The organism is Nocardioides sp. S5-5, assembly GCF_054954065.1.
Map to the genome: position 1 here is coordinate 4,384,218 of NZ_CP199913.1, position 18,110 is coordinate 4,402,327.

Annotated in this window: 16 protein-coding genes; 11 read left to right on the forward strand and 5 right to left on the reverse strand. The window is 72.9% G+C overall.

The annotated features are described in order from the left end of the window. The first annotated feature begins 95 nt into the window (after nucleotides 1-95). Entirely contained in the window at nucleotides 96-1,646 is a 1,551-nt protein-coding gene (locus ACUP6Y_RS21255; RefSeq protein WP_462552929.1) for a Re/Si-specific NAD(P)(+) transhydrogenase subunit alpha, read from the forward strand. A 2-nt stretch (nucleotides 1,647-1,648) separates the two neighbouring features. Further along, nucleotides 1,649-3,073, forward strand: a complete 1,425-nt coding sequence (gene pntB, locus ACUP6Y_RS21260) for a Re/Si-specific NAD(P)(+) transhydrogenase subunit beta (RefSeq protein ID WP_462552931.1) — start codon at nucleotides 1,649-1,651, stop codon at nucleotides 3,071-3,073. Between the two features lie 273 nt (nucleotides 3,074-3,346). Here pntB and ACUP6Y_RS21265 read toward each other — a convergent pair whose 3' ends face one another. Continuing rightward, nucleotides 3,347-4,081: a VIT1/CCC1 transporter family protein gene (locus ACUP6Y_RS21265; protein ID WP_462552933.1), complete on the reverse strand. Its 735-nt coding sequence runs from the start codon at nucleotides 4,079-4,081 to the stop codon at nucleotides 3,347-3,349. A 41-nt stretch (nucleotides 4,082-4,122) separates the two neighbouring features. Further along, the gene (mftR, locus tag ACUP6Y_RS21270) at nucleotides 4,123-4,722 is read right to left on the reverse strand and encodes a mycofactocin system transcriptional regulator (protein ID WP_462552935.1); all 600 of its coding nucleotides are present in this window, start codon (nucleotides 4,720-4,722) and stop codon (nucleotides 4,123-4,125) included. Nucleotides 4,723-4,811: 89 nt separating this feature from the next. On the opposite strand from mftR, the gene mftA reads away from it, so the two are divergent. Genes mftA through mftF form a run of 7 tightly spaced genes read left to right on the forward strand, consistent with a single transcriptional unit; the run spans nucleotide 4,812 to nucleotide 10,471 of the window. Beyond that, complete coding sequence (gene mftA, locus ACUP6Y_RS21275; protein WP_462552936.1) at nucleotides 4,812-4,901, forward strand: mycofactocin precursor MftA; 90 nt, start codon at nucleotides 4,812-4,814, stop codon at nucleotides 4,899-4,901. Then, nucleotides 4,901-5,182, forward strand: coding sequence for a mycofactocin biosynthesis chaperone MftB (gene mftB, locus ACUP6Y_RS21280; protein ID WP_462552938.1), 282 nt, complete (start codon nucleotides 4,901-4,903; stop codon nucleotides 5,180-5,182). Before mftA ends, mftB begins: the two co-directional genes overlap by 1 nt. After that, the gene (mftC, locus tag ACUP6Y_RS21285; RefSeq protein WP_462552939.1) at nucleotides 5,179-6,465 is read left to right on the forward strand and encodes a mycofactocin radical SAM maturase; all 1,287 of its coding nucleotides are present in this window, start codon (nucleotides 5,179-5,181) and stop codon (nucleotides 6,463-6,465) included. Before mftB ends, mftC begins: the two co-directional genes overlap by 4 nt. A 7-nt stretch (nucleotides 6,466-6,472) precedes the next feature. Continuing rightward, nucleotides 6,473-7,717: a pre-mycofactocin synthase MftD gene (gene mftD / locus ACUP6Y_RS21290; RefSeq protein WP_462552940.1), complete on the forward strand. Its 1,245-nt coding sequence runs from the start codon at nucleotides 6,473-6,475 to the stop codon at nucleotides 7,715-7,717. 2 nt (nucleotides 7,718-7,719) lie between these two features. Continuing rightward, a complete protein-coding gene (gene mftE / locus ACUP6Y_RS21295; RefSeq protein WP_462552941.1) occupies nucleotides 7,720-8,388 on the forward strand; it encodes a mycofactocin biosynthesis peptidyl-dipeptidase MftE in 669 nt (222 codons plus the stop codon). Continuing rightward, nucleotides 8,385-9,110 (forward strand): mycofactocin-coupled SDR family oxidoreductase, encoded by a 726-nt coding sequence (locus ACUP6Y_RS21300; protein WP_462552943.1) that lies wholly within the window; start codon nucleotides 8,385-8,387, stop codon nucleotides 9,108-9,110. Before mftE ends, ACUP6Y_RS21300 begins: the two co-directional genes overlap by 4 nt. After that, entirely contained in the window at nucleotides 9,107-10,471 is a 1,365-nt protein-coding gene (gene mftF / locus ACUP6Y_RS21305; protein WP_462552945.1) for a mycofactocin biosynthesis glycosyltransferase MftF, read from the forward strand. Before ACUP6Y_RS21300 ends, mftF begins: the two co-directional genes overlap by 4 nt. Before the next feature lie 120 nt (nucleotides 10,472-10,591). Here the strand turns inward: mftF and ACUP6Y_RS21310 are convergent, their stop codons facing one another. Both ACUP6Y_RS21310 and ACUP6Y_RS21315 read right to left on the reverse strand, forming a co-directional pair. Continuing rightward, the gene (locus ACUP6Y_RS21310) at nucleotides 10,592-11,737 is read right to left on the reverse strand and encodes an acyl-CoA dehydrogenase family protein (RefSeq protein WP_462552946.1); all 1,146 of its coding nucleotides are present in this window, start codon (nucleotides 11,735-11,737) and stop codon (nucleotides 10,592-10,594) included. Nucleotides 11,738-11,822: 85 nt separating this feature from the next. Beyond that, nucleotides 11,823-12,413, reverse strand: coding sequence for a hypothetical protein (locus tag ACUP6Y_RS21315; protein WP_462552948.1), 591 nt, complete (start codon nucleotides 12,411-12,413; stop codon nucleotides 11,823-11,825). A gap of 82 nt (nucleotides 12,414-12,495) precedes the next feature. On the opposite strand from ACUP6Y_RS21315, the gene ACUP6Y_RS21320 reads away from it, so the two are divergent. Together ACUP6Y_RS21320 and ACUP6Y_RS21325 are read left to right on the forward strand one after the other, a co-directional pair. Beyond that, nucleotides 12,496-15,273 carry an ATP-binding protein gene (locus tag ACUP6Y_RS21320; protein WP_462552950.1) on the forward strand — a complete coding sequence of 926 codons (2,778 nt, stop codon included), beginning with the start codon at nucleotides 12,496-12,498 and terminating at the stop codon, nucleotides 15,271-15,273. A gap of 9 nt (nucleotides 15,274-15,282) precedes the next feature. Continuing rightward, nucleotides 15,283-15,912, forward strand: coding sequence for a PadR family transcriptional regulator (locus ACUP6Y_RS21325; protein ID WP_462552952.1), 630 nt, complete (start codon nucleotides 15,283-15,285; stop codon nucleotides 15,910-15,912). Between the two features lie 37 nt (nucleotides 15,913-15,949). Here ACUP6Y_RS21325 and ACUP6Y_RS21330 read toward each other — a convergent pair whose 3' ends face one another. Then, nucleotides 15,950-18,103: a hypothetical protein gene (locus tag ACUP6Y_RS21330; protein ID WP_462552954.1), complete on the reverse strand. Its 2,154-nt coding sequence runs from the start codon at nucleotides 18,101-18,103 to the stop codon at nucleotides 15,950-15,952. Nucleotides 18,104-18,110 lie beyond the last annotated feature (7 nt).

Below are 18,110 nucleotides of genomic sequence, written 5' to 3' on the forward strand. Positions count from 1 at the left end.
GCGAGTGACGTGCGTCACACGTAAGACGCCCCCCGCGAGGGGGTGCGCTCTGTGTAGGTTGACTCGCGTTTATCCACATAAGGGCTGGAGGCTCGATGCTGATCGGCATCCCGCGTGAGTCGAAACAGGGCGAAACCCTGGTCGCGGCGACCGCTAAGACCGTAACCCACCTGACCAACCTCGGCTACGACGTGATCGTCGAGTCGGGCGCCGGCGACCTCGCCGACCAGCCCGACACCGCGTTCACCGAGGCCGGGGTGCGCGTCGGCACGGCGCAGGAGGTGTGGGCCGCCGACGTGGTCGTGAAGGTCAACGCCCCCACGGACGAGGAGATCGGACGTCTCCGGCAGGGCGCCACGATCATCTCGATGATGGCGCCGGGCCGTAGCCCCGAGCTGCTCGAGCGGCTCCGGGCCCAGGGCGTGACCGCGCTGGCCATGGACGCGGTGCCGCGGATCTCGCGCGCGCAGTCGATGGACGTGCTGTCCTCGATGGCGAACGTCGCGGGCTACCGCGCGGTGGTCGAGGCGGCCCACGAGTTCGGCCGGATGTTCACCGGCCAGGTCACGGCCGCGGGCAAGATCCCGCCGGCCCGGGTCTTCGTCGTCGGCGCCGGTGTCGCCGGCCTGGCCGCGATCGGCGCGGCCTCGGCGATGGGTGCCATCGTGCGCGCGTTCGACGTGCGTCCCGAGGTCGCCGAGCAGGTCGAGTCGATGGGCGCGCAGTTCGTCCACGTCGAGATGGAGCAGGAGGTCTCCTCCGACGGCTACGCCAAGGAGATGTCCGCCGCGCAGGTCGCCGCGACCGCCGCGATGTACGACGAGGAGGCGCGGGCCGCCGACATCGTCATCACGACCGCCCTGATCCCGGGGCGCCCGGCCCCGTCGCTGCTGACCGCCGAGACCGTGGCCGCCATGCGCAACGGCTCCGTGATCGTCGACATGGCCGCGGCCAACGGCGGCAACGCCGCCGGCACCGTGGCCGACCAGCGGGTCGTGACCGAGAACGGCGTCACGATCCTTGGCTACACCGACCTCGCCGGCCGGCTGGCCGCGCAGACCTCACAGCTGTACGGCACCAACATCGTCAACCTGCTCAAGCTGCTGACCCCTGAGAAGGACGGCCTGCTGGGCCTGGACTTCGACGACGTCGTCCAGCGCGGCATCACCGTCGTCGACGCCCGCGACGGCCAGGCGGCCTCGATCACCTGGCCGCCCCCGGCCGTACAGGTCTCCGCCGCCCCGGCCGCGGCCCCCGCTGCCGTCGTACCGGTCAAGGAGCCGAAGGCTCCGATGTCGGCAGGCACCAAGATCGGCCTGGTGCTCGGCGCGATCGCCCTGTTCTGGCTCGTCAACGCGCTGGCCCCGACCCAGGAGCTGCGTACGCACTTCACCGTGCTGATGCTCTCGATCGTGATCGGCTACTACGTCATCGGCAAGGTCGCGCACGCGCTGCACACGCCGCTGATGTCGGTCACCAACGCCATCTCCGGCGTCGTGGTCGTCGGTGCGCTGCTGCAGGTCCCCGCCGAGGACAACCTCGTGCGGATCCTGTCGGCCGTCGCGATCCTGCTGGCCTCGATCAACGTCTTCGGTGGGTTCGCGGTCACGCGCCGCATGCTCTCGATGTTCAGCAAGGGAGCCTGACCATGGACATCACCTCGATCACCGGTGCGGCGTATATCGTCGCCGCCCTGCTGTTCATCCTGTCGCTGGCCGGACTCTCGAAGCACGAGTCGGCCAAGAACGGCCTGACCTTCGGCATCGTCGGCATGGCCGTCGCGCTCGTCGCGACCGTGGCCGCCGTCATCGACGTCAGCGAGTTCGTCGACAACCGGGCCCTGGTCATCGTCTTGATGCTCGGCGCGATCGCCATCGGTGCCGCGATCGGCCTGTGGCGCGCCAAGATCGTCGAGATGACCGGCATGCCCGAGCTGATCGCGCTGCTGCACTCGTTCGTCGGTCTCGCCGCCGTCGCGATCGGCTGGAACGGCCACATCCTCGGCTCCCACGAGTCGCTGGACAGCCTGGTCGACATCCACGAGGCCGAGGTCGCGATCGGCATCTTCATCGGCGCCGTCACCTTCACCGGCTCGATCGTCGCCAACCTGAAGCTGTCGGCGAAGATCTCCTCGGCCCCGCTGATGCTGCCCGGAAAGAACGTCATCAACGTCGGCTCACTGGTGCTGTTCGTGATCCTGACCGCGGTCTACGTCTCGCTCGACACCCACGACAACACCTCCGCCGACGTGTTGCTGGGCGTGCTGACCCTGCTGGCGCTGGCGCTGGGCTGGCACCTGGTCGCCTCCATCGGCGGCGGCGACATGCCGGTTGTCGTGTCGATGCTCAACTCGTACTCCGGTTGGGCCGCGGCCGCGTCGGGCTTCCTGCTCGGCAACGACCTGCTCATCGTCACCGGTGCCCTCGTCGGCTCCTCCGGTGCCTACCTGTCGTACATCATGTGCAAGGCGATGAACCGCTCGTTCATCTCCGTCATCGCGGGTGGCTTCGGCATCGAGGCCGGACCCGCCGAGGACAAGGACTACGGCGAGCACCGCGAGATCCAGGCCGACGCCGTCGCCGAGCTCCTCACCGGGGCGTCCTCGGTCGTCATCACGCCGGGCTACGGCATGGCCGTCGCGCAGGCGCAGTACCCCGTCGCCGACCTCACCGCGAAGCTGCGGGCCAAGGGCGTGGACGTCCGCTTCGGCATCCACCCCGTCGCGGGTCGTCTCCCGGGCCACATGAACGTGCTGCTCGCCGAGGCCAAGCTGCCCTACGACATCGTGCTCGAGATGGACGAGATCAACGACGACTTCCCCGACACGGACGTCGTCCTCGTCATCGGCGCCAACGACACCGTCAACCCGGCCGCCTCCGAGGACCCGACCTCCCCGATCGCCGGCATGCCGGTGCTCGAGGTCTGGAACGCCAAGGACGTCATCGTCTTCAAGCGCTCCATGGCCGCCGGGTACGCCGGTGTCCAGAACCCGCTGTTCTTCCGCGAGAACAGCCAGATGCTGTTCGGCGACGCGAAGGACCGGGTGGAGGACATCGTCAAGGCGCTCGGCTGACGCTTGCCGTACGACGAGGGCTCGGATCCGGTGTGGATCCGGGCCCTCGGGCTCTCTGGCTGGCGGGGTGTCGGTTTCTCAAGGGATGCAGCCATCCCGACACTTCCCAGTTCAAATTCGAACTGGGAGGTGCGGGTTCTCCTGCATCCCTTGAGAAACCGACAACACCTCAGAGCAGGCGCCCGGCGAGCGACTCCGCCAGGCGGTCGACGTACGCGTCGACACGGCGCTCCTCGGCCTCCGGCGGTGGCACGACCGCGGTGAAGATCCGCATCAGACCTGGGTTCCGACCAGCTGGCCGATGCCGTAGGTGACCGCCATGGCGAGCAGGCCGCCGAGCACGTTGCGCGCGACCGACCGGCTCGGGGAGCCGTAGCCGAACCGGGCGCTCGCCCAGCCCGTGACCGCGAGCGCCGCGACCACGGCGGCGACGGTGACGGGGACCCGCGCGCCGGCGGTGACCAGCACGATGGTGAGCAGCGGCAGCAGCGCGCCGACGGTGAAGGACAGCATCGACGCGAGGGCGGCGTTCCACGGGCTGGTGAGGTCGTCGGGATCGATGCCGAGCTCGGCCTCGGCGTGCGCGCCGAGCGCGTCGTGGTCGGTGAGCTGCTGGGCGACCTGGAATGCGAGGTCGGGGTCGAGGCCCTTGTCGACGTACAGGCCGGCGAGCTCGGACAGCTCGTCCTCGGGGTCCTCGCGCAGCTCACGGCGCTCCTTGGCCAGCAGCGCCTCCTCGGAGTCGCGCTGGGTGGAGACCGAGACGTACTCCCCCGCGGCCATGCTCATCGCGCCGGCCGCCAGGCCCGCGATGCCGGCGACCAGGATCGCGGAGCGGTCGTTGGTCGCCCCGGCGACGCCCAGCACGATGCCGGCCGTCGACACGATGCCGTCGTTGGCCCCGAGTACGCCGGCCCGCAGCCAGTTGAGCCGGTCGTTGAGTCCCTCCTGATGGGGCTCGTCCTCGTGGGGCCCGAGCATCTCTTCCGTCGCGTCCGCATCGACCACGCACCCATCATTCCCGACCGGAGCCGGGTGTGCGAGCGGGTTCAGCGGACGTCGAGGTAGTCGGTCAGCGCGGCCATGGTCTCGTCGAGCAGGTCCTCGAGGACGGCGCTATCGTCGCGCAGCCAGGCCTCGTACGCCGTCAACGCCTGCGCCAGCGCGACGTGGGCGACGAGCTGGGGCTGGAGGTCGCTCGCGGCGGCGCCGGTGCGCTCGGCGACGTACTCCGCGATGACCGCGCGCCAGTCGGCGTACCGCAGCACCGAGTGGGCCTCCAGCTCGGGCGTGGCGAGGATCAGCCGCATCCGCTCGCGGTGGCTGGGCCGCGCGTTGGTCGGGAACCTGTTGAAGGCGACGACGGCACGCTGCACCGCGACGTGCAGCGGTACGTCGAGCGGCTGGTCGGCCAGCAGGTCACGGAAGCCCTCGAGGGTCAGGTCGAAGCGCCCCCAGGGGATGTCGTTCTTCGACTCGAAGTAGCGAAACAGCGTGCGCCGTCCGACCCCGAGCGCGCGGGCGATGTCGTCGAGCGTCGTGGAGGCGAACCCGTGCTCGGTGAACAGCTCGAACGCCGCCTGCTCGATGGCGGCATGGCTGGTGGCGACGGGGCGTCCCCGTGCGGACGTCCGCGCGTGCTCGACCATGGCGCCGCAAGTTAGCACGGTCCACCCCTTCCTTTTTGGCCACGAGTGCCATTAGTGTGTCCGGCACCACAGAGACGAAGGAGGTAGTCATGAACCCCGAGCTGGAGCACACCGACGAGCTCGTCGCCGAGGACCTGATCGAAGAGGTCTCGATCGACGGCATGTGCGGCGTCTACTGATGGACCCGCTGCTGGGAGAGCCGTGGACGCTCTCGCCCTTGGTGGCGCTGCGGCCCGAGCCGTTCGGGGCGCTCGCCTACCACTTCGGCAACCGGAAGCTGACCTTCCTCAAGCGGCCCGAGCTGGTCGCGGTCGTGCGGGGGCTCGGTGCGGCTCCCGACGTACGGACCGCGCTCGAGACCGCCGGCGTCCCGGCCTCCCAGCACGCGGCCTTCGCGGCCGCCCTGCGCGGCCTGGCCGCGACCGACATGATCCGCCCCCGGAAGGAGGCTGCAGCATGACCATCGCTCCCGAACGCCCGACCCAACGCCCGCAGACCGGTTCGCTGGTCCAGCAGTTCGAGTACGGCCTCGACGCCCCGATCTGCCTGACCTGGGAGCTCACCTACGCCTGCAACCTCGAGTGCGCGCACTGCCTGTCCTCGTCCGGCCGGCGCGACCCGCGCGAGCTGTCGACCGAGCAGTGCAAGGCCGTGATCGACGAGCTGCAGCGGATGCAGGTCTTCTACGTCAACATCGGCGGCGGCGAGCCCACGATCCGCCCGGACTTCTGGGAGCTGCTGGAGTACGCCGTCGACCACCAGGTCGGCGTGAAGTTCTCCACCAACGGCGTGCGGATCACCCCCGAGCGGGCGCGCTTCCTCGCCTCGCCTGCGTGTGGGGGCTATGTGGACGTGCAGATCTCCCTCGACGGCGCGACCGCCGAGGTCAACGACTACGTCCGCGGCCCGGGCTCCTACGACACCGCGCTGCGCGCCTTGGCGAACCTCAAGGACGCCGGGTTCCGCGACGCCAAGATCTCCGTGGTCTGCACGAGGGAGAACATCGGCCAGCTCGACGCGTTCAAGGCGTTGGCCGACGAGTACGGCGCCACGCTGCGCCTCACCCGGCTGCGTCCCTCGGGCCGGGGCGCGGACGTGTGGGACGAGCTGCACCCGCTGCCCGAACAGCAGCGCGAGCTCTACGACTGGCTGGTCGCCCACACGGCCGCCGGCGAGCAGGTCCTCACCGGCGACTCGTTCTTCCATCTCGCCGCGTTCGGCCCGGCTGATGGGAGTGGGGCCCTGCCCGGGCTCAACCTGTGCGGCGCGGGCCGCGTGGTCTGCCTGATCGACCCGGTCGGCGACGTCTACGCCTGCCCGTTCGCGATCCACGACAACTTCCTGGCCGGCAACCTGCTGGCCGACGGGGGCTTCCAGCAGGTCTGGCAGACCTCCGCGCTGTTCCAGGAGCTGCGCTCCCCGCAGACGGGCGGTGCCTGCTCGTCGTGCCAGTTCTTCGACTCGTGCCGCGGCGGCTGCATGGCCGCGAAGTTCTTCACCGGCCTTCCGCTCGACGGCCCGGACCCCGAGTGCGTGCAGGGGTACGGCGAGCAGGCGCTGGACCAGCTGGGGAGGGACCGGGTCATCCCGGCGGCCAGCCAGGACCACTCGAAGGCCACCCCCACCCGCAACCAGCCGGTGATGCTGCAGCTGCTCACCCGCCCCCCGACGGCCCCGGCGGCACCTCCGGTCTCGGCGTGCGCGGAGAGCCCACTCGCCGGCTTCGACCCCGACCAGATCTGAGAGTCCGATGAAGTTCGAGAACCCCTGGAAGCAGAACCCCTGGTTCGAGTCGGTCGCGGTCGCCCAGGAGCGCGCCCGCAAGCGGCTGCCCCAGCCGGTGTACGGCGCGCTGGTGGCCGGCTCCGAGCGCGGCCAGTCGATCGCGGACAACCAGGCGGCGTTCGCCGAGCTGGGCCTGGCCCCCCACGTCGTGGGCCAGCTCCCCGAGCGCTCGCAGTCGACCACGGTCTTCGGTCAGCAGATCGGCTCACCGGTCATCATCAGCCCGACCGGCGTCCAGGCGGTCCACCCCGACGGCGAGGTCGCCGTGGCCCGCGCGGCCGCGGCCCGGGGCACGATCATGGGCCTGTCGAACTTCGCGTCGAAGTCGGTCGAGGAGGTCGCCGCCACCGGCGCGACGACCTTCTTCCAGATGTACTGGACCGGTGAGCGCGACACCATGATCCAGCGGATGACCCGCGCCCACGACGCCGGCGCGAAGGGCCTGATCGCCACCCTGGACTGGTCGTTCTCGATGGGCCGCGACTGGGGCAGCCCCGAGATCCCCGAGAAGGTCGACCTCAAGGCGATGATCCGGCTCGCGCCGAAGGTCGCCACCAAGCCCCGCTGGATGTGGCAGTTCGGGCAGCAGTTCCGCGCGACCGGGAAGCTGCCCGACCTGACCGCCCCCAACCTGGCCGCACCCGGGGAGACGACCGGGCCGACGTTCTTCGGCGCCTACTACGAGTGGATGACGACCCCGCCGCCGACCTGGGAGGACGTGGCGTGGATGCGCTCGACCTGGGCGCAGATCAGCGGCACGCCGTTCGTGCTCAAGGGCGTGTGCCGGATCGACGACGCGCTGCGGGCCGTGGATGCGGGCGTTGCCGGCATCTCGGTGTCCAACCACGGCGGCAACAACCTCGACGGCACCCCGGCCGCGATCCGCATGGTCCGGCCCATCGCCGAGGCGGTCGGCGACCAGATCGACGTGGTGATGGACGGCGGCGTGCGTCGCGGCTCCGACGTGGTCAAGGCGCTGGCGCTCGGCGCCAAGGCGGTCATGATCGGCCGCGCGTACCTGTGGGGCCTCGCCGCCAACGGCCAGGCCGGCGTGGAGAACGTCCTCGACGTCCTCTCCGGTGGCGTCGACTCCGCGCTGCGCGGCCTCGCACTGTCCTCGACCGCCGAGCTGCGGCCCGAGCACCTGCTGATCCCCGACGGCTTCGACCGCGCCCTCGGGGTGCCGCAGCAGGCCGGCGCGGTGCGCTGACCATGGCATCCGAGCTGGCCGCCGCGACCTCGCCCGGCCTGCCTGCCGGACCGACGGTGCTGGTCCCGGTCGGCTCGGTCGAGCAGCACGGGCCGCACCTGCCGCTCGACACCGACACCGTCATCGCCGCCGCGGTCGCGACCCGGGCCGCCGAGGAGCTGGGCTCCGCGGTGCTGGTGGCGCCGGCGCTGTCCTACGGCTCGAGCGGCGAGCACCAGGACTTCGCCGGCACCAGCTCGATCGGCACCGACGTGCTCCGGTCCGTGGTGGTCGAGCTCACCCGCTCGATGCGGACCTGGGCCGCGCGGGTGGTGTTCGTCAACGCCCACGGCGGCAACCTGACTGCACTGCGGGCGGCGGTCGACCAGCTCACCGGCGAGGGCCACGATGTCGCCTGGGTGGCCTGCGCGACCGAGGACGTCGACCTGCACGCCGGGCGCACCGAGACCTCGCTGATGCTGCACCTGGCCCCGTGGAACGTCCGCGGCGACCGGGCCGAGGCCGGCAACACCGGATCCCTGGCCGAGCTGCTCCCGCTGATGATGACCGGCGGCGTGAAGGCCGTCTCGCCCAACGGCGTACTCGGCGACCCGGCGGGCGCGACCGCCCGCGAGGGCGTCGCGATCCTGGCGTCGATGGTCGCCGACGTCGTGCGGGCGGTACGACGATGAGCCGGGTCGTGCTGGTCACCGGCGCCGCGCGCGGGATCGGCGCGGCGAGTGTCCGCGCGCTCGTCGCGCGGGGTGACCGGGTCGTCGCGGTCGACGAGCTGCCGGTCGCTGACGGGTCGCAGGTGGTCACCTGCGTGGCCGACGTCCGCGACCGGGTCGCGCTGGCCGGCGCCGTGGATCTCGCACTCGAGCGGTGGGGGCGCCTCGACGCGGCCGTCGCCGCGGCCGCGGTCATCGCCGGCGGCCGGCCGCTCTGGGAGACGCCCGAGGCCGATCTCGACCTGCTCTGGGACGTCGACGTGAAGGGCGTGTGGCACACCGCCGCCGTCACCGTCCCCGCGATGCTGGCCGGCCCCGACCCGGCGGGCTGCCGCTTCGTCGCCGTCGCCTCCGCGGCCGGGCACCACGGCCTGCATCACCTCGCCGCCTACAACGCGGTCAAGCACGCCGTCGTCGGCCTGGCGAAGGGCCTCGCCGCCGATCTGGTCGGCACCGGCGTCACCGCCTGCGCCGTCTCCCCCGGCTCCACCCGCACCCCCATGCTGTCCGCGACGGCGGACCTCTACGGCCTCGCCGACGTCGAGGGCTTCGCCGAGAACCAGCTCCTGCGGCGGATCCTCGACCCGGACGAGGTCGCCGCCACCATCGCCTTCTGCTGCAGCCGCGAGGCCGCCGCGCTCAACGGCTCGGTCGTCCACGCCGACGGCGGGTTCGCACCGTGACTCTGCCCGACGGGTTCGCCGTACGCCTGCGCGCGGACCTGACCCGCGCCGACGACCTGCTCGTCGGCGGCTCCCCGCTGCGCGCGCTGCGGCTCACCCCTCGGGCGCGCGCGCTGCTCGACGGCGACCGGCTGGTGGTGCGCGACCACGCAAGCGCCCTGGTCGCACGGCGACTGCTCGACGGCAACCTGGCCGACCCGGAGCTCGACGGGCCGGGCACCGACGCGGGGCTGCTGACGGTCGTCGTCCCGGTGCGCGACCGGCCCGACCAGCTCGACCGCGCCCTGGCGGCCGTCGTACCGCTCGCGACGGTCGTCGTCGACGACGCCTCCCGCGACCCCGCGGCGGTGGCCCGTGTGGCCGCCGCGCACGGTGCCTCGCTCGTGGCGCTGCCGACCAACGTCGGGCCCGCCGGAGCCAGGAACGCCGGACTGGAGCGGGTCCGGACGCCGTACGTCGCCTTCGTGGACTCCGACGTGACCGTCGACGCCGCGACCCTGCGCCGCCTGGCCCGCCACTTCGCGGACCCGTCGGTCGCACTGGTCGGCCCCAAGATCGTCGGCCGGGCGCGGGCCGCGCGGCCACGCTGGTTCCAGCGGTACGACGAGCAGGCCTCCTCCCTCACCCTCGGCACCCGCGCCTGCTCGGTCCGCCCGGGCGCCGCCGTCGGCTGGCTGCCGAGCGCCTGCCTGGTCGCCCGGACCGACGCGATCCGCCCCGGCTTCGACGCGACGATGCGAGTCGGCGAGGACGTCGACCTGGTCTGGCGGACGGTGGCCGCAGGCGGCGTCGTCCGCTACGACCCCGACGAGGTCGCCGCGCACGACGTACGGCCGGGCATGGGCGGCTGGCTGGGCCGCAAGCTCGTCTACGGCACCGGCGGCGCCCCCCTGGCCGCCCGGCACGGCGACGCGATCGCCCCGGCGGTGCTGTCGCTGCCGATGGCGCTGGCGGGGGCGGCCGCCCTGGCCCGGCGCCGCTGGTCGGCCCCCGGCGTGGCGGCCGGACTCGCCGTGGGCCTGGTCTCGGTGAGCCGCCGGCTCCCCGCCCACCCCGGCCGGCCCCGGACGGCGGCCGGACTGGTCGTCCGCGGCTTCGGCTGGGCGGTGCGCCAGGAGGCGGCGCTGCTGTTGCGACACTGGTGGCCGTTCACCGCGCTCGCGCTGCCGAGCCGCACCGTGCGCCGGATGGTGGTCTCGGCGCTGGTCGTCGACACGGTCGTGGCCCGGCGCGAGCACCCGGGCGCGCCGTACGCCCTGGTCGCGCGGCGGCTCGACGACCTCGCCTACGGCGCCGGGCTGTGGCTGGGCGCGCTGCGCGCACGGTCGGTGCGGTGCCTGTTGCCGCGGCGCCCGCGCTGATCGACGTCCCATCCGACTCACCCGTCACGCCGAGTGACTACTTCTTGCGCTTCTTGCCCGTTGCAAAGGGCAAGAAGCGCAGGAATCACCGCTGAAGCGGCGATTCCTGCCGCCCCGGGATCACAGGCCCAGGTCGCGCCCGATGAGCTCCTTCATGATCTCGTTGGAGCCGGCCCAGATCTTGGTGACCCGGGCGTCACGCCAGGCGCGGGCGACCCGGTACTCGTTCATGAAGCCGTAGCCGCCGTGCAGCTGCACGCAGTGGTCGAGCACCTCGGACTGGACCTGCGAGGAGAACCACTTCGCCTTGGCGGCGTCGATGGCGCTCAGCGTGCCCTGGGAGTGGTTGAGGACGCACTTGTCGATGTACGCCTCGGCCGCCTCGATCCGGGTGACCAGGTCGGCGAGCAGGAACTTGTTGTGCTGGAAGGTGCCGATGGGGGCGCCGAAGGCCTGGCGCTCCTTGGCGTAGTCGATGGTCTCGAGCAGGATCTGCTTGGCGTGGGCGATGTTGGCGACCGCGCAGCCGAGGCGCTCCTGCGGGAGCTTCTGCATCATGTGGATGAAGCCCATGTCGAGCTCGCCGATGATCTCGGCGTCGGTGACGCGGAGGTTCTCGAAGAACAGCTCGGCGGTGTCGGACTCCTCCATGCCGACCTTGTCGAGCTTGCGACCGCGCGAGAAGCCCTCCATCGTGGCCTCGATGCCGAACAGGGTGATCCCCTTGGGGCCCTTCTCCGGGTCGGTGCGCACGGCGGTGACGAACAGGTCGCCGGAGTAGCCATTGGTGATGAAGGTCTTCGAGCCGTTGATGACCCACCCGTCGCCGTCACGCACCGCGGTGGTCTTCAGCGCGGCGAGGTCGGAGCCGCCGGAGGGCTCGGTCATGCCGATGCCGAGCAGGATCTCACCGGACGCGACGCCCGGCAGCCAGCGCTGCTTCTGCTCCTCGGTGCCGAGCTCGACGAGGTACGGCGCGGTGATGTCGGCGTGGATGCCGTGGCAGGTGGGGTACGCCGCGCCGACCTTCGCGAGCTCCTCCTGCAGGACGGCGTTGAACCGGAAGTCGCCGGCGTCCGAGCCGCCGTACTCCTCGGGGATGCAGAGGCCGAGCAGGCCCTGCTTGCCGGCCTCGAGCCAGAACTCGCGCGGGAGCGCCTTGGCCTTGATGTGCTCCTCCGCGTGGGGCAGCACCGAGCGGTCCACGAACTCCTTGACGGATGCGCGGAAGGCCTCGTGGTCGTCGTCGTAGATCTCACGCTTCATGGCGGCGACTCTACTCGCGGGTCACTTGTGCGGTCGTCGTCCCCGAGCACAACGAAACCGCCCCGGGGTTGGTCGCCGGTCACGATCAGGAGGTGGCCGAGACCAGCTCTCCGCAGCCGCAGGCGGCCTGCACCTCGGCGTACAGGTCGGTGCCCTGCTGGCCCCAGAGGCCGTTGACGACGAGGGCGGTCGGGCCGGCGACGAGGGCCTGCTTGTCGTCGTACAGGTTGTCCTGGGCGTAGCTCCGGGCCTCGTCGGCCGACGGCATCTCGACCCAGATGATCGTCTGCAGCAGCGCCGGGAGCCCGATGTCGACGGCGTCCTGGTCGCCGTAGCAGTCGAACTGGCGGAAGTCGACCTGCCCGTCGACACCGGTCTCGTTGGGACTCCATTTGACGATCGCGCACGAGGGGTTGTCACTGGTCAGGTCCGCGGTCGCGGTCTCGACCACGGCGAAGTCGAGGCGGGCGTCCGGGTCGGCGGCCACCGACGTCGGCGAGTCCGGCGAGTCCGACGAGTCCTGTGTGGTCGGCGCGTCCGTGGGCGGGTCGGCGGACGCCGCCGAAGCGGGTGCCGACGTGGGGTCACCGTCGTCGGACGAGCAGGCGGTGGTCGCGGGGAGCAGGAGCAGGAGGCCCGCCAGGAGGGCGGCCGGGCGGCGCAGGGCAGAGGTCACGGCCCCATCCAGTCACGTCCGCCCCGGTGCCCGCATCAGGGGACGACCCCAATCCTGCGGGCGAGCGCACTACGCTTCCTCCGTGCCCAGCGGTCGTCTCGTCGAGAGGGAGGCGAGCCTCGCCCGGGCCGGTGCCGCCCTCGACCGGTTGCGTGCCGGGAGCGGCGGCGCGCTGTGCCTGCTCGGTCCGGCCGGCGTGGGGAAGACCTCGCTGCTCGACTCGGTCCTCGCCGGCGCCGGCGACCTGCGGGTGCTGCGGGCGGCCGCGGGCGAGCTCGAGGCGCACGCGCCGTACGGCGTGGTCCGGCACCTCTTCGGTCGGGCTCTCGCCGACCTCGACCCGGTGGCGGTCGACGGTCTCGACGGGATCGCGCACGGCGCGGCCCGGGCGGCGGTCGACCTGGTGCTGCACCGCGGCGAGCCGGTGGCCGACCCGTCGGTGATGCTCAACAGCCTGTACTGGCTGCTCGACGGGCTGACCGCCGCCGGCCCGCTGGTGCTCGCGGTCGATGACGCGCACTGGGCCGACGAGGCGTCGCTGCTCTTCTGCCAGCATCTCCTGAGCCGGGCCGGCGAGCTGCCGGTGCTGCTCGTCGTCGCGGCCCGCGACATCCTCCCCGAGCGCCGCAGCCCGGCGCTGGCGGCGCTCGTCGCCGGGGCCGGCCGGCTCGACCTGGAGCCGCTCAGCGCGGCCGGTGTCCGCTCCTGCCTCGCCGACCTGGGCCATGCCGAGATCAGCGACGAGCTCGCGGCCGCCTGCGCCGACGTCACCGGCGGCAACCCGTTCCTGGTCACCGCGCTCGCCGATCTGCTGGGGACGACGGACGTGCGCTCGCTCGTCCCCCGGACCGTCGTCGACACGGTCGTGCAGCGGCTCACCGCTCTCGGCACGGCCGAGCAGGCGCTCGCCCGGGCGGTCGCGGTCCTCGAGTCCGCGCCGCTGCGCATCGCCGCCGACCTCGCCGAGCTGACCCCCGAGAAAGCGGGGATCGCGGCCGATCGGCTGCGCGACGCCGGGCTCTTCGCGACCGAGCGACTGCTGGGGTTCCGCCACGCCCTGCTGCGCAGCGCCGTCTCGGCCGCGACCGGCGCCGCGACCCGCGACGACCTGCACCGGCGGGCCGCCCGGGCACTCGCCGACGAGCCCGACGGGCTGCACCCCGCGGCCGGCCATCTGCTGGAGGCCGAGGGCATCGCGGACCCGTGGGCAGCAGAGCTGCTGCGCACCGCCGCCCGCGCGGCGCTCGCCGACGGCGCGCCCCAGGCCGCCGTCGACCTGCTCCGGCGTGCGGTGGCCGAGCCGCCGGCGGCCGCCGACCTCCCGGAGCTGCTGGTCGAGCTCGGCACCGCCGAGCTGCACGCGGGCGACCCGGCGTCGGTGACCACCCTCGAGCGCGCGGGCCGTGGCGTGACCGACCCCGTCCCGCGGGCGCACTGTGCGCTGGCGCTTGCGACGGCGTACCACGTGGGCGGGTTCTACGAGCGCTCCGTGCCGGTCCTCGAGGACGCGCTGGCCGATCTCGGGCCCGAGCACGGCGATCTGACGCTCGTCGTCGAGGCGGCGCTCGTCGCGGCGGAGATCTCGGTGCCCGGACGCTTCGAGAACGCGCGTACCCGGCTCGCCGCGCACGGTGAGCTCACCGGCACCACCCCCGGCGAGCGGCTGCTCCTGATCCATCAGGCCTCGGTCGCCAACGCCACGCTCGCGCCGATCGCGGAGGCCGGCGACCTGGCCCGCCGCGCGATCGGCGACGGCGCGACACCCGAGCAGCTGGCCAGCCCGTTCGCCTGGTCGCTGGCGCGGATCCACCTGGCCTGCTCCGGGGAGTACGACGCCGCGGCCGACCTGTGCGCGCAGGGACTCGAGCTCGCCGCCCGCGAGGGCTCGGTCCCCATCTATGCCGCCGCCTCGGTGACCCGCGGCTGGGCGCACCTGTGGGCCGGCCGCCTCGACGACAGCGGCACCGACTTCGCCGAGGCGCTGCGCCACGCCGAGGTCGTCCCCGGCGGCCAGCTGGTCCGGCTGATGGCGGCCGCCGGCCTGGCGGAGGCGCTGCTCGCGCAGGGCCGGCTGGCCGAGGCGGTGGCCGCGATCGAGCAGGTCCCCGAGGAGGTCGCCGTCGACCGCAACCACGCGACCGGCATCCACCTGCTCCGCGCCCGCGGCCAGGTCCGCGCCGCGGGCGGCGACCACGAGGGCGCTCTCAGCTCACTGCGGCTTTGCGCCGAGCGGCTGGCCGAGCTCGACATGGACTCGCCCACCTGGTGCGGCTGGCGGGCCGTCGCCGTCGAGAGCCTGTGGGCGCTCGGCCGGGTCGACGAGGCCCGCGAGCTCGCGGCCACCGAGCTGGCCGTCGCCGAGCAGAAGGCCGCCGCGAGCATGCTCGGCCAGGCGCTGCGGATCGCCGGCGAGGTCGCCGCGGACGACGGGCTGGCCCAGCTGGAGCGCTCGGTCGACGTCCTCGCCGGCTCCCAGGCCCGGCTCCAGGAGGCCCGGTCCCGGGTCGCGCTGGGCGCCGCGCTGCGGCGTACCGGACGCCGGGTGGAGGGCCGCGAGCAGCTCCGCATCGGACGCGAGCTGGCCCACCGCCTCGGCGCCGCCACGCTCACCGAGCGGGCCACCACCGAGCTCGCCCTGGCCGGTGGCCGGGCGGGGCGGATCGAGGTCAGCGGCGTCGCGGCGCTGACCTCCGCCGAGCGCCGGGTGGTCGAGCTGGCCGCCGCCGGGCTGCGCAACCGCGACATCGCCCAGCGGCTGTTCCTCAGCACCAAGACCGTCGAGGTCCACCTCTCGCGCGCCTACCGCAAGCTCGGCGTCGGGCGCGACGGCCTCGCGGCCGCGCTCGCCGCCGGATCGTAGTGTTCTGTCATGGCCGCCCACGACACCCGGATGCTGCTGCTGGGCGCCGTGGCGCTGTTCGAGCCGGTCAACGGCTACCAGATCCGCCGCGAGCTGCTGTCGTGGAGCGTCGACGACTGGGCCCACCTCAACCCCGGCTCGATCTACAACGGGCTGGCCACGCTGACCAAGCAGGGCTTCCTGGTGCGCCACGACCTCGACGACGGCGGCCGCGAGGTGGCGGTCTACGAGTCGACCGACGCGGGGCGCGCCGAGCTGGAGCGGCTGGTGATCGCGGGCCTGGAGGAGGTCAGCGTCGTGGATCGCAAGGGGTTCAGCGCGGCGTTCGGGCTACTGCCGCTGGTGGCGCCGGAGCGCGCGCTGCGCTCGCTGGTACGCCGCCGGGTCGCGCTCGAGAAGCTGGTCGCCCGGCTCGCGGCGCCGCCCGCGCCCGGCGACGCGCCGCCGCACGCCCTGCGCACCGTCGTCATGTGGCTCGACCTCGCGGTGGCCGAGCTGGCCTGGCTGCGCGAGACCGTCGAGGCGCTGAAGGCCGGCCGGCTCGCGCTCGACACGTCCACCTGGGCGCCGCCGGCGGAGGACCCCGGCTGGCAGATGAACACGGACCGGGAGCGCTACCGGGCCCTGCTCGGGCGTTGACCGGCAGCACCCCCGGTGCCGTGGACTCCGTGACTGGCTACTTGACCCGGATCTTCTTGGCCACCGAGCCCGCGCCGACGCCCGTGGTGCCGGCGTAGGTCGCCGTGAGCTTCCGCTTGCCCCGCTTGAGCTTGACGGTGCCGGACGCCTGGCCGTTGACCAGGGTGAGCGTCTTGACGACCTTGCCGCCGTCGCGGATCGTGACCTGGCCGCCGAGCGCCGGGACGCCGGGGGCGGTGATCGAGATGGTGACCCTCACCTTGCGCTTGGCGCCCGAGCTGCTGACCTGCTTGGTCTTCCAGCTGATCGCGGGCGAGGCATCGGCGACCGTGACGGAGCCCGACCGGGTCGTCGTGTCCCTACGCCCGGCACCGCTCAGGGTCGCGACGACGGCGAGGGTCCGGCCGGCGTCGACCGGCCCGGCCTGGTAGCGCTCACCCGTCGCCCCGCTGATCGCGACGCCGTCGCGATACCACTGGTACGTCGTGCGGCCGGGGCTCGGCAGCGCGACCGGCGCGGTGACCGCCAGCGTCGCGCCCACCTGGGGCGTGCCAGTGATCTGCGGCGGCGACTGCACCTGATAGCCCGGGGTCTCCGGGTCGCGCGGGGCGTCGGTGACCACCGGCGTGGCGTCGGAGGTCTCGGCCTGGATGCGCTCGTAGCCCTCCTTGTCGGCGTAGACCAGGACGGTGATGCGCTTGCCCCGGTCGGCGTCCTGCACGACGTACTGGCCCCGCTCGTCGCTGGTCTTGCGGTAGACGCCGTCGGCGTACCAGTCGTAGCGGTAGGTCGTGGTGACCGGCACGGCCGTCACCTCCACCGCGGTGAGGGTCGAGCCGACGTACGGGTCGCCGGCGATGCGGGGCTTGGAGATGGACGTGAAGAGCCGCCCCTTGACCTGGATCTGCGGGGTGTCGCTGAAGGCCGTGCCGTAGGTGCCGTTGTCTGCATTGGTGCGGAACACCAGCGTGGAGCCGATGTCGGCGTTGGTCGGCGTGTAGATCAGACCGGTTCCGACCGTGCTGACGACCTCGTCGGTGACCTTGAGCCACTGCCCCGTCTTGGTGACGGCGTCGGTCGGCCCGAACGTCGCGTGCGTCGCGTGGATCGGGGTGCCGGCCCGGAAGACGCCGTCGGGCTGGGTGGTGACCGTGGGCGCGGAGGCGACGCCGAGGCGCCGGAAGCCCTGCACCAGGAAGTCGCCGCCCGCGACGACCGAGACCGCAGGGGAGCCGGACGGCGCCGGCGGCTGGCGGACCCCGGTGGCCCCGGAGCCCCACACGCCCGCGACGGGCGACTGCGCCGACGTACCGGCGGAGAAGCCGTCACCCGCGGCGATCTGCACCCACCGGTCGTCCGGCGCGATCGCGGGGATGTTCAGGGCGCCGTCGGCGTTGCTCCCCCAGCCGACGATCTCGCCGTCCTCGGTCAGCGCCAGGGCGTGGTGCTCGCCCGCGGCGATCTGGATGACCTTGCGGCCGTCGAGCGAGGACGGCACCTTGGCCGCACCGTGGGTGTTGTCGCCCCAGGCATAGACCTTCCCCGACGTCGACAGGGCGACCGAGAAGCCGTTGCCGGCCGCGATGTCCTTCATCGTGCCCAGCAGGACCGACGTCGGCGGCAAGGTGGCGCCCGTCGCGGCCCGCCCCCAGCCGGCGACCTTGCCGGTCGACATCAGCGCGAGTGCGTGGTCATGGCCCGCAGCGACCTCGGCGACGTCGCCGTCGACGATGGCCTGCGGCACGCTGTCGAGGCCGTAGGGCGTGCTGCCCCACACCCTGATGTTGAAGTCGTCGCCGAGGACGACGTTGAAGCCGTCGCCGGCGGCGACGTCGATCGTGCCGAGGTTCTGCAGGTAGTCCGGCACCGTGCCCTCGCCGTGGCTGTTGTCGCCCCACGCGTAGAGCTTCTTGTCGGTCGTCGCCGCGACGCCCTGGTGCTCGCCGAGCGAGATGGACTGAACGACCTTGAGGCCGCCGCGGAGGTCGGCCGGCAGCTGGGTCTGGCCGTAGTCGTTGTTGCCCCAGGCCTGCAGCGCGCTGGCCGAGTACGCCGGGACGGCGTGCGCCCCGGGCGCGGCCGCCAGGGTGGCGGCGGAGCCGGCGGCGAGCGCGAGGGTCGCGACCCACGTGGTCGCGCGTCCTGAGAAGGGCTGACGTCGCGCCCGACCGGGCGCTGTCATGGTGGACATGGTCACT

Coding starts and splice junctions, on each gene's coding strand:
- ACUP6Y_RS21255 (WP_462552929.1), top strand. CDS start 96: ATGCTGATCGGCATCCCGCGTGAGTCGAAACAGGGCGAAACCCTGGTC.
- pntB (WP_462552931.1), top strand. CDS start 1,649: ATGGACATCACCTCGATCACCGGTGCGGCGTATATCGTCGCCGCCCTG.
- mftR (WP_462552935.1), bottom strand. CDS start 4,722: ATGGTCGAGCACGCGCGGACGTCCGCACGGGGACGCCCCGTCGCCACC.
- mftA (WP_462552936.1), top strand. CDS start 4,812: ATGAACCCCGAGCTGGAGCACACCGACGAGCTCGTCGCCGAGGACCTG.
- mftB (WP_462552938.1), top strand. CDS start 4,901: ATGGACCCGCTGCTGGGAGAGCCGTGGACGCTCTCGCCCTTGGTGGCG.
- mftC (WP_462552939.1), top strand. CDS start 5,179: ATGACCATCGCTCCCGAACGCCCGACCCAACGCCCGCAGACCGGTTCG.
- mftD (WP_462552940.1), top strand. CDS start 6,473: ATGAAGTTCGAGAACCCCTGGAAGCAGAACCCCTGGTTCGAGTCGGTC.
- mftE (WP_462552941.1), top strand. CDS start 7,720: ATGGCATCCGAGCTGGCCGCCGCGACCTCGCCCGGCCTGCCTGCCGGA.
- ACUP6Y_RS21300 (WP_462552943.1), top strand. CDS start 8,385: ATGAGCCGGGTCGTGCTGGTCACCGGCGCCGCGCGCGGGATCGGCGCG.
- ACUP6Y_RS21310 (WP_462552946.1), bottom strand. CDS start 11,737: ATGAAGCGTGAGATCTACGACGACGACCACGAGGCCTTCCGCGCATCC.
- ACUP6Y_RS21325 (WP_462552952.1), top strand. CDS start 15,283: ATGGCCGCCCACGACACCCGGATGCTGCTGCTGGGCGCCGTGGCGCTG.
- ACUP6Y_RS21330 (WP_462552954.1), bottom strand. CDS start 18,103: ATGTCCACCATGACAGCGCCCGGTCGGGCGCGACGTCAGCCCTTCTCA.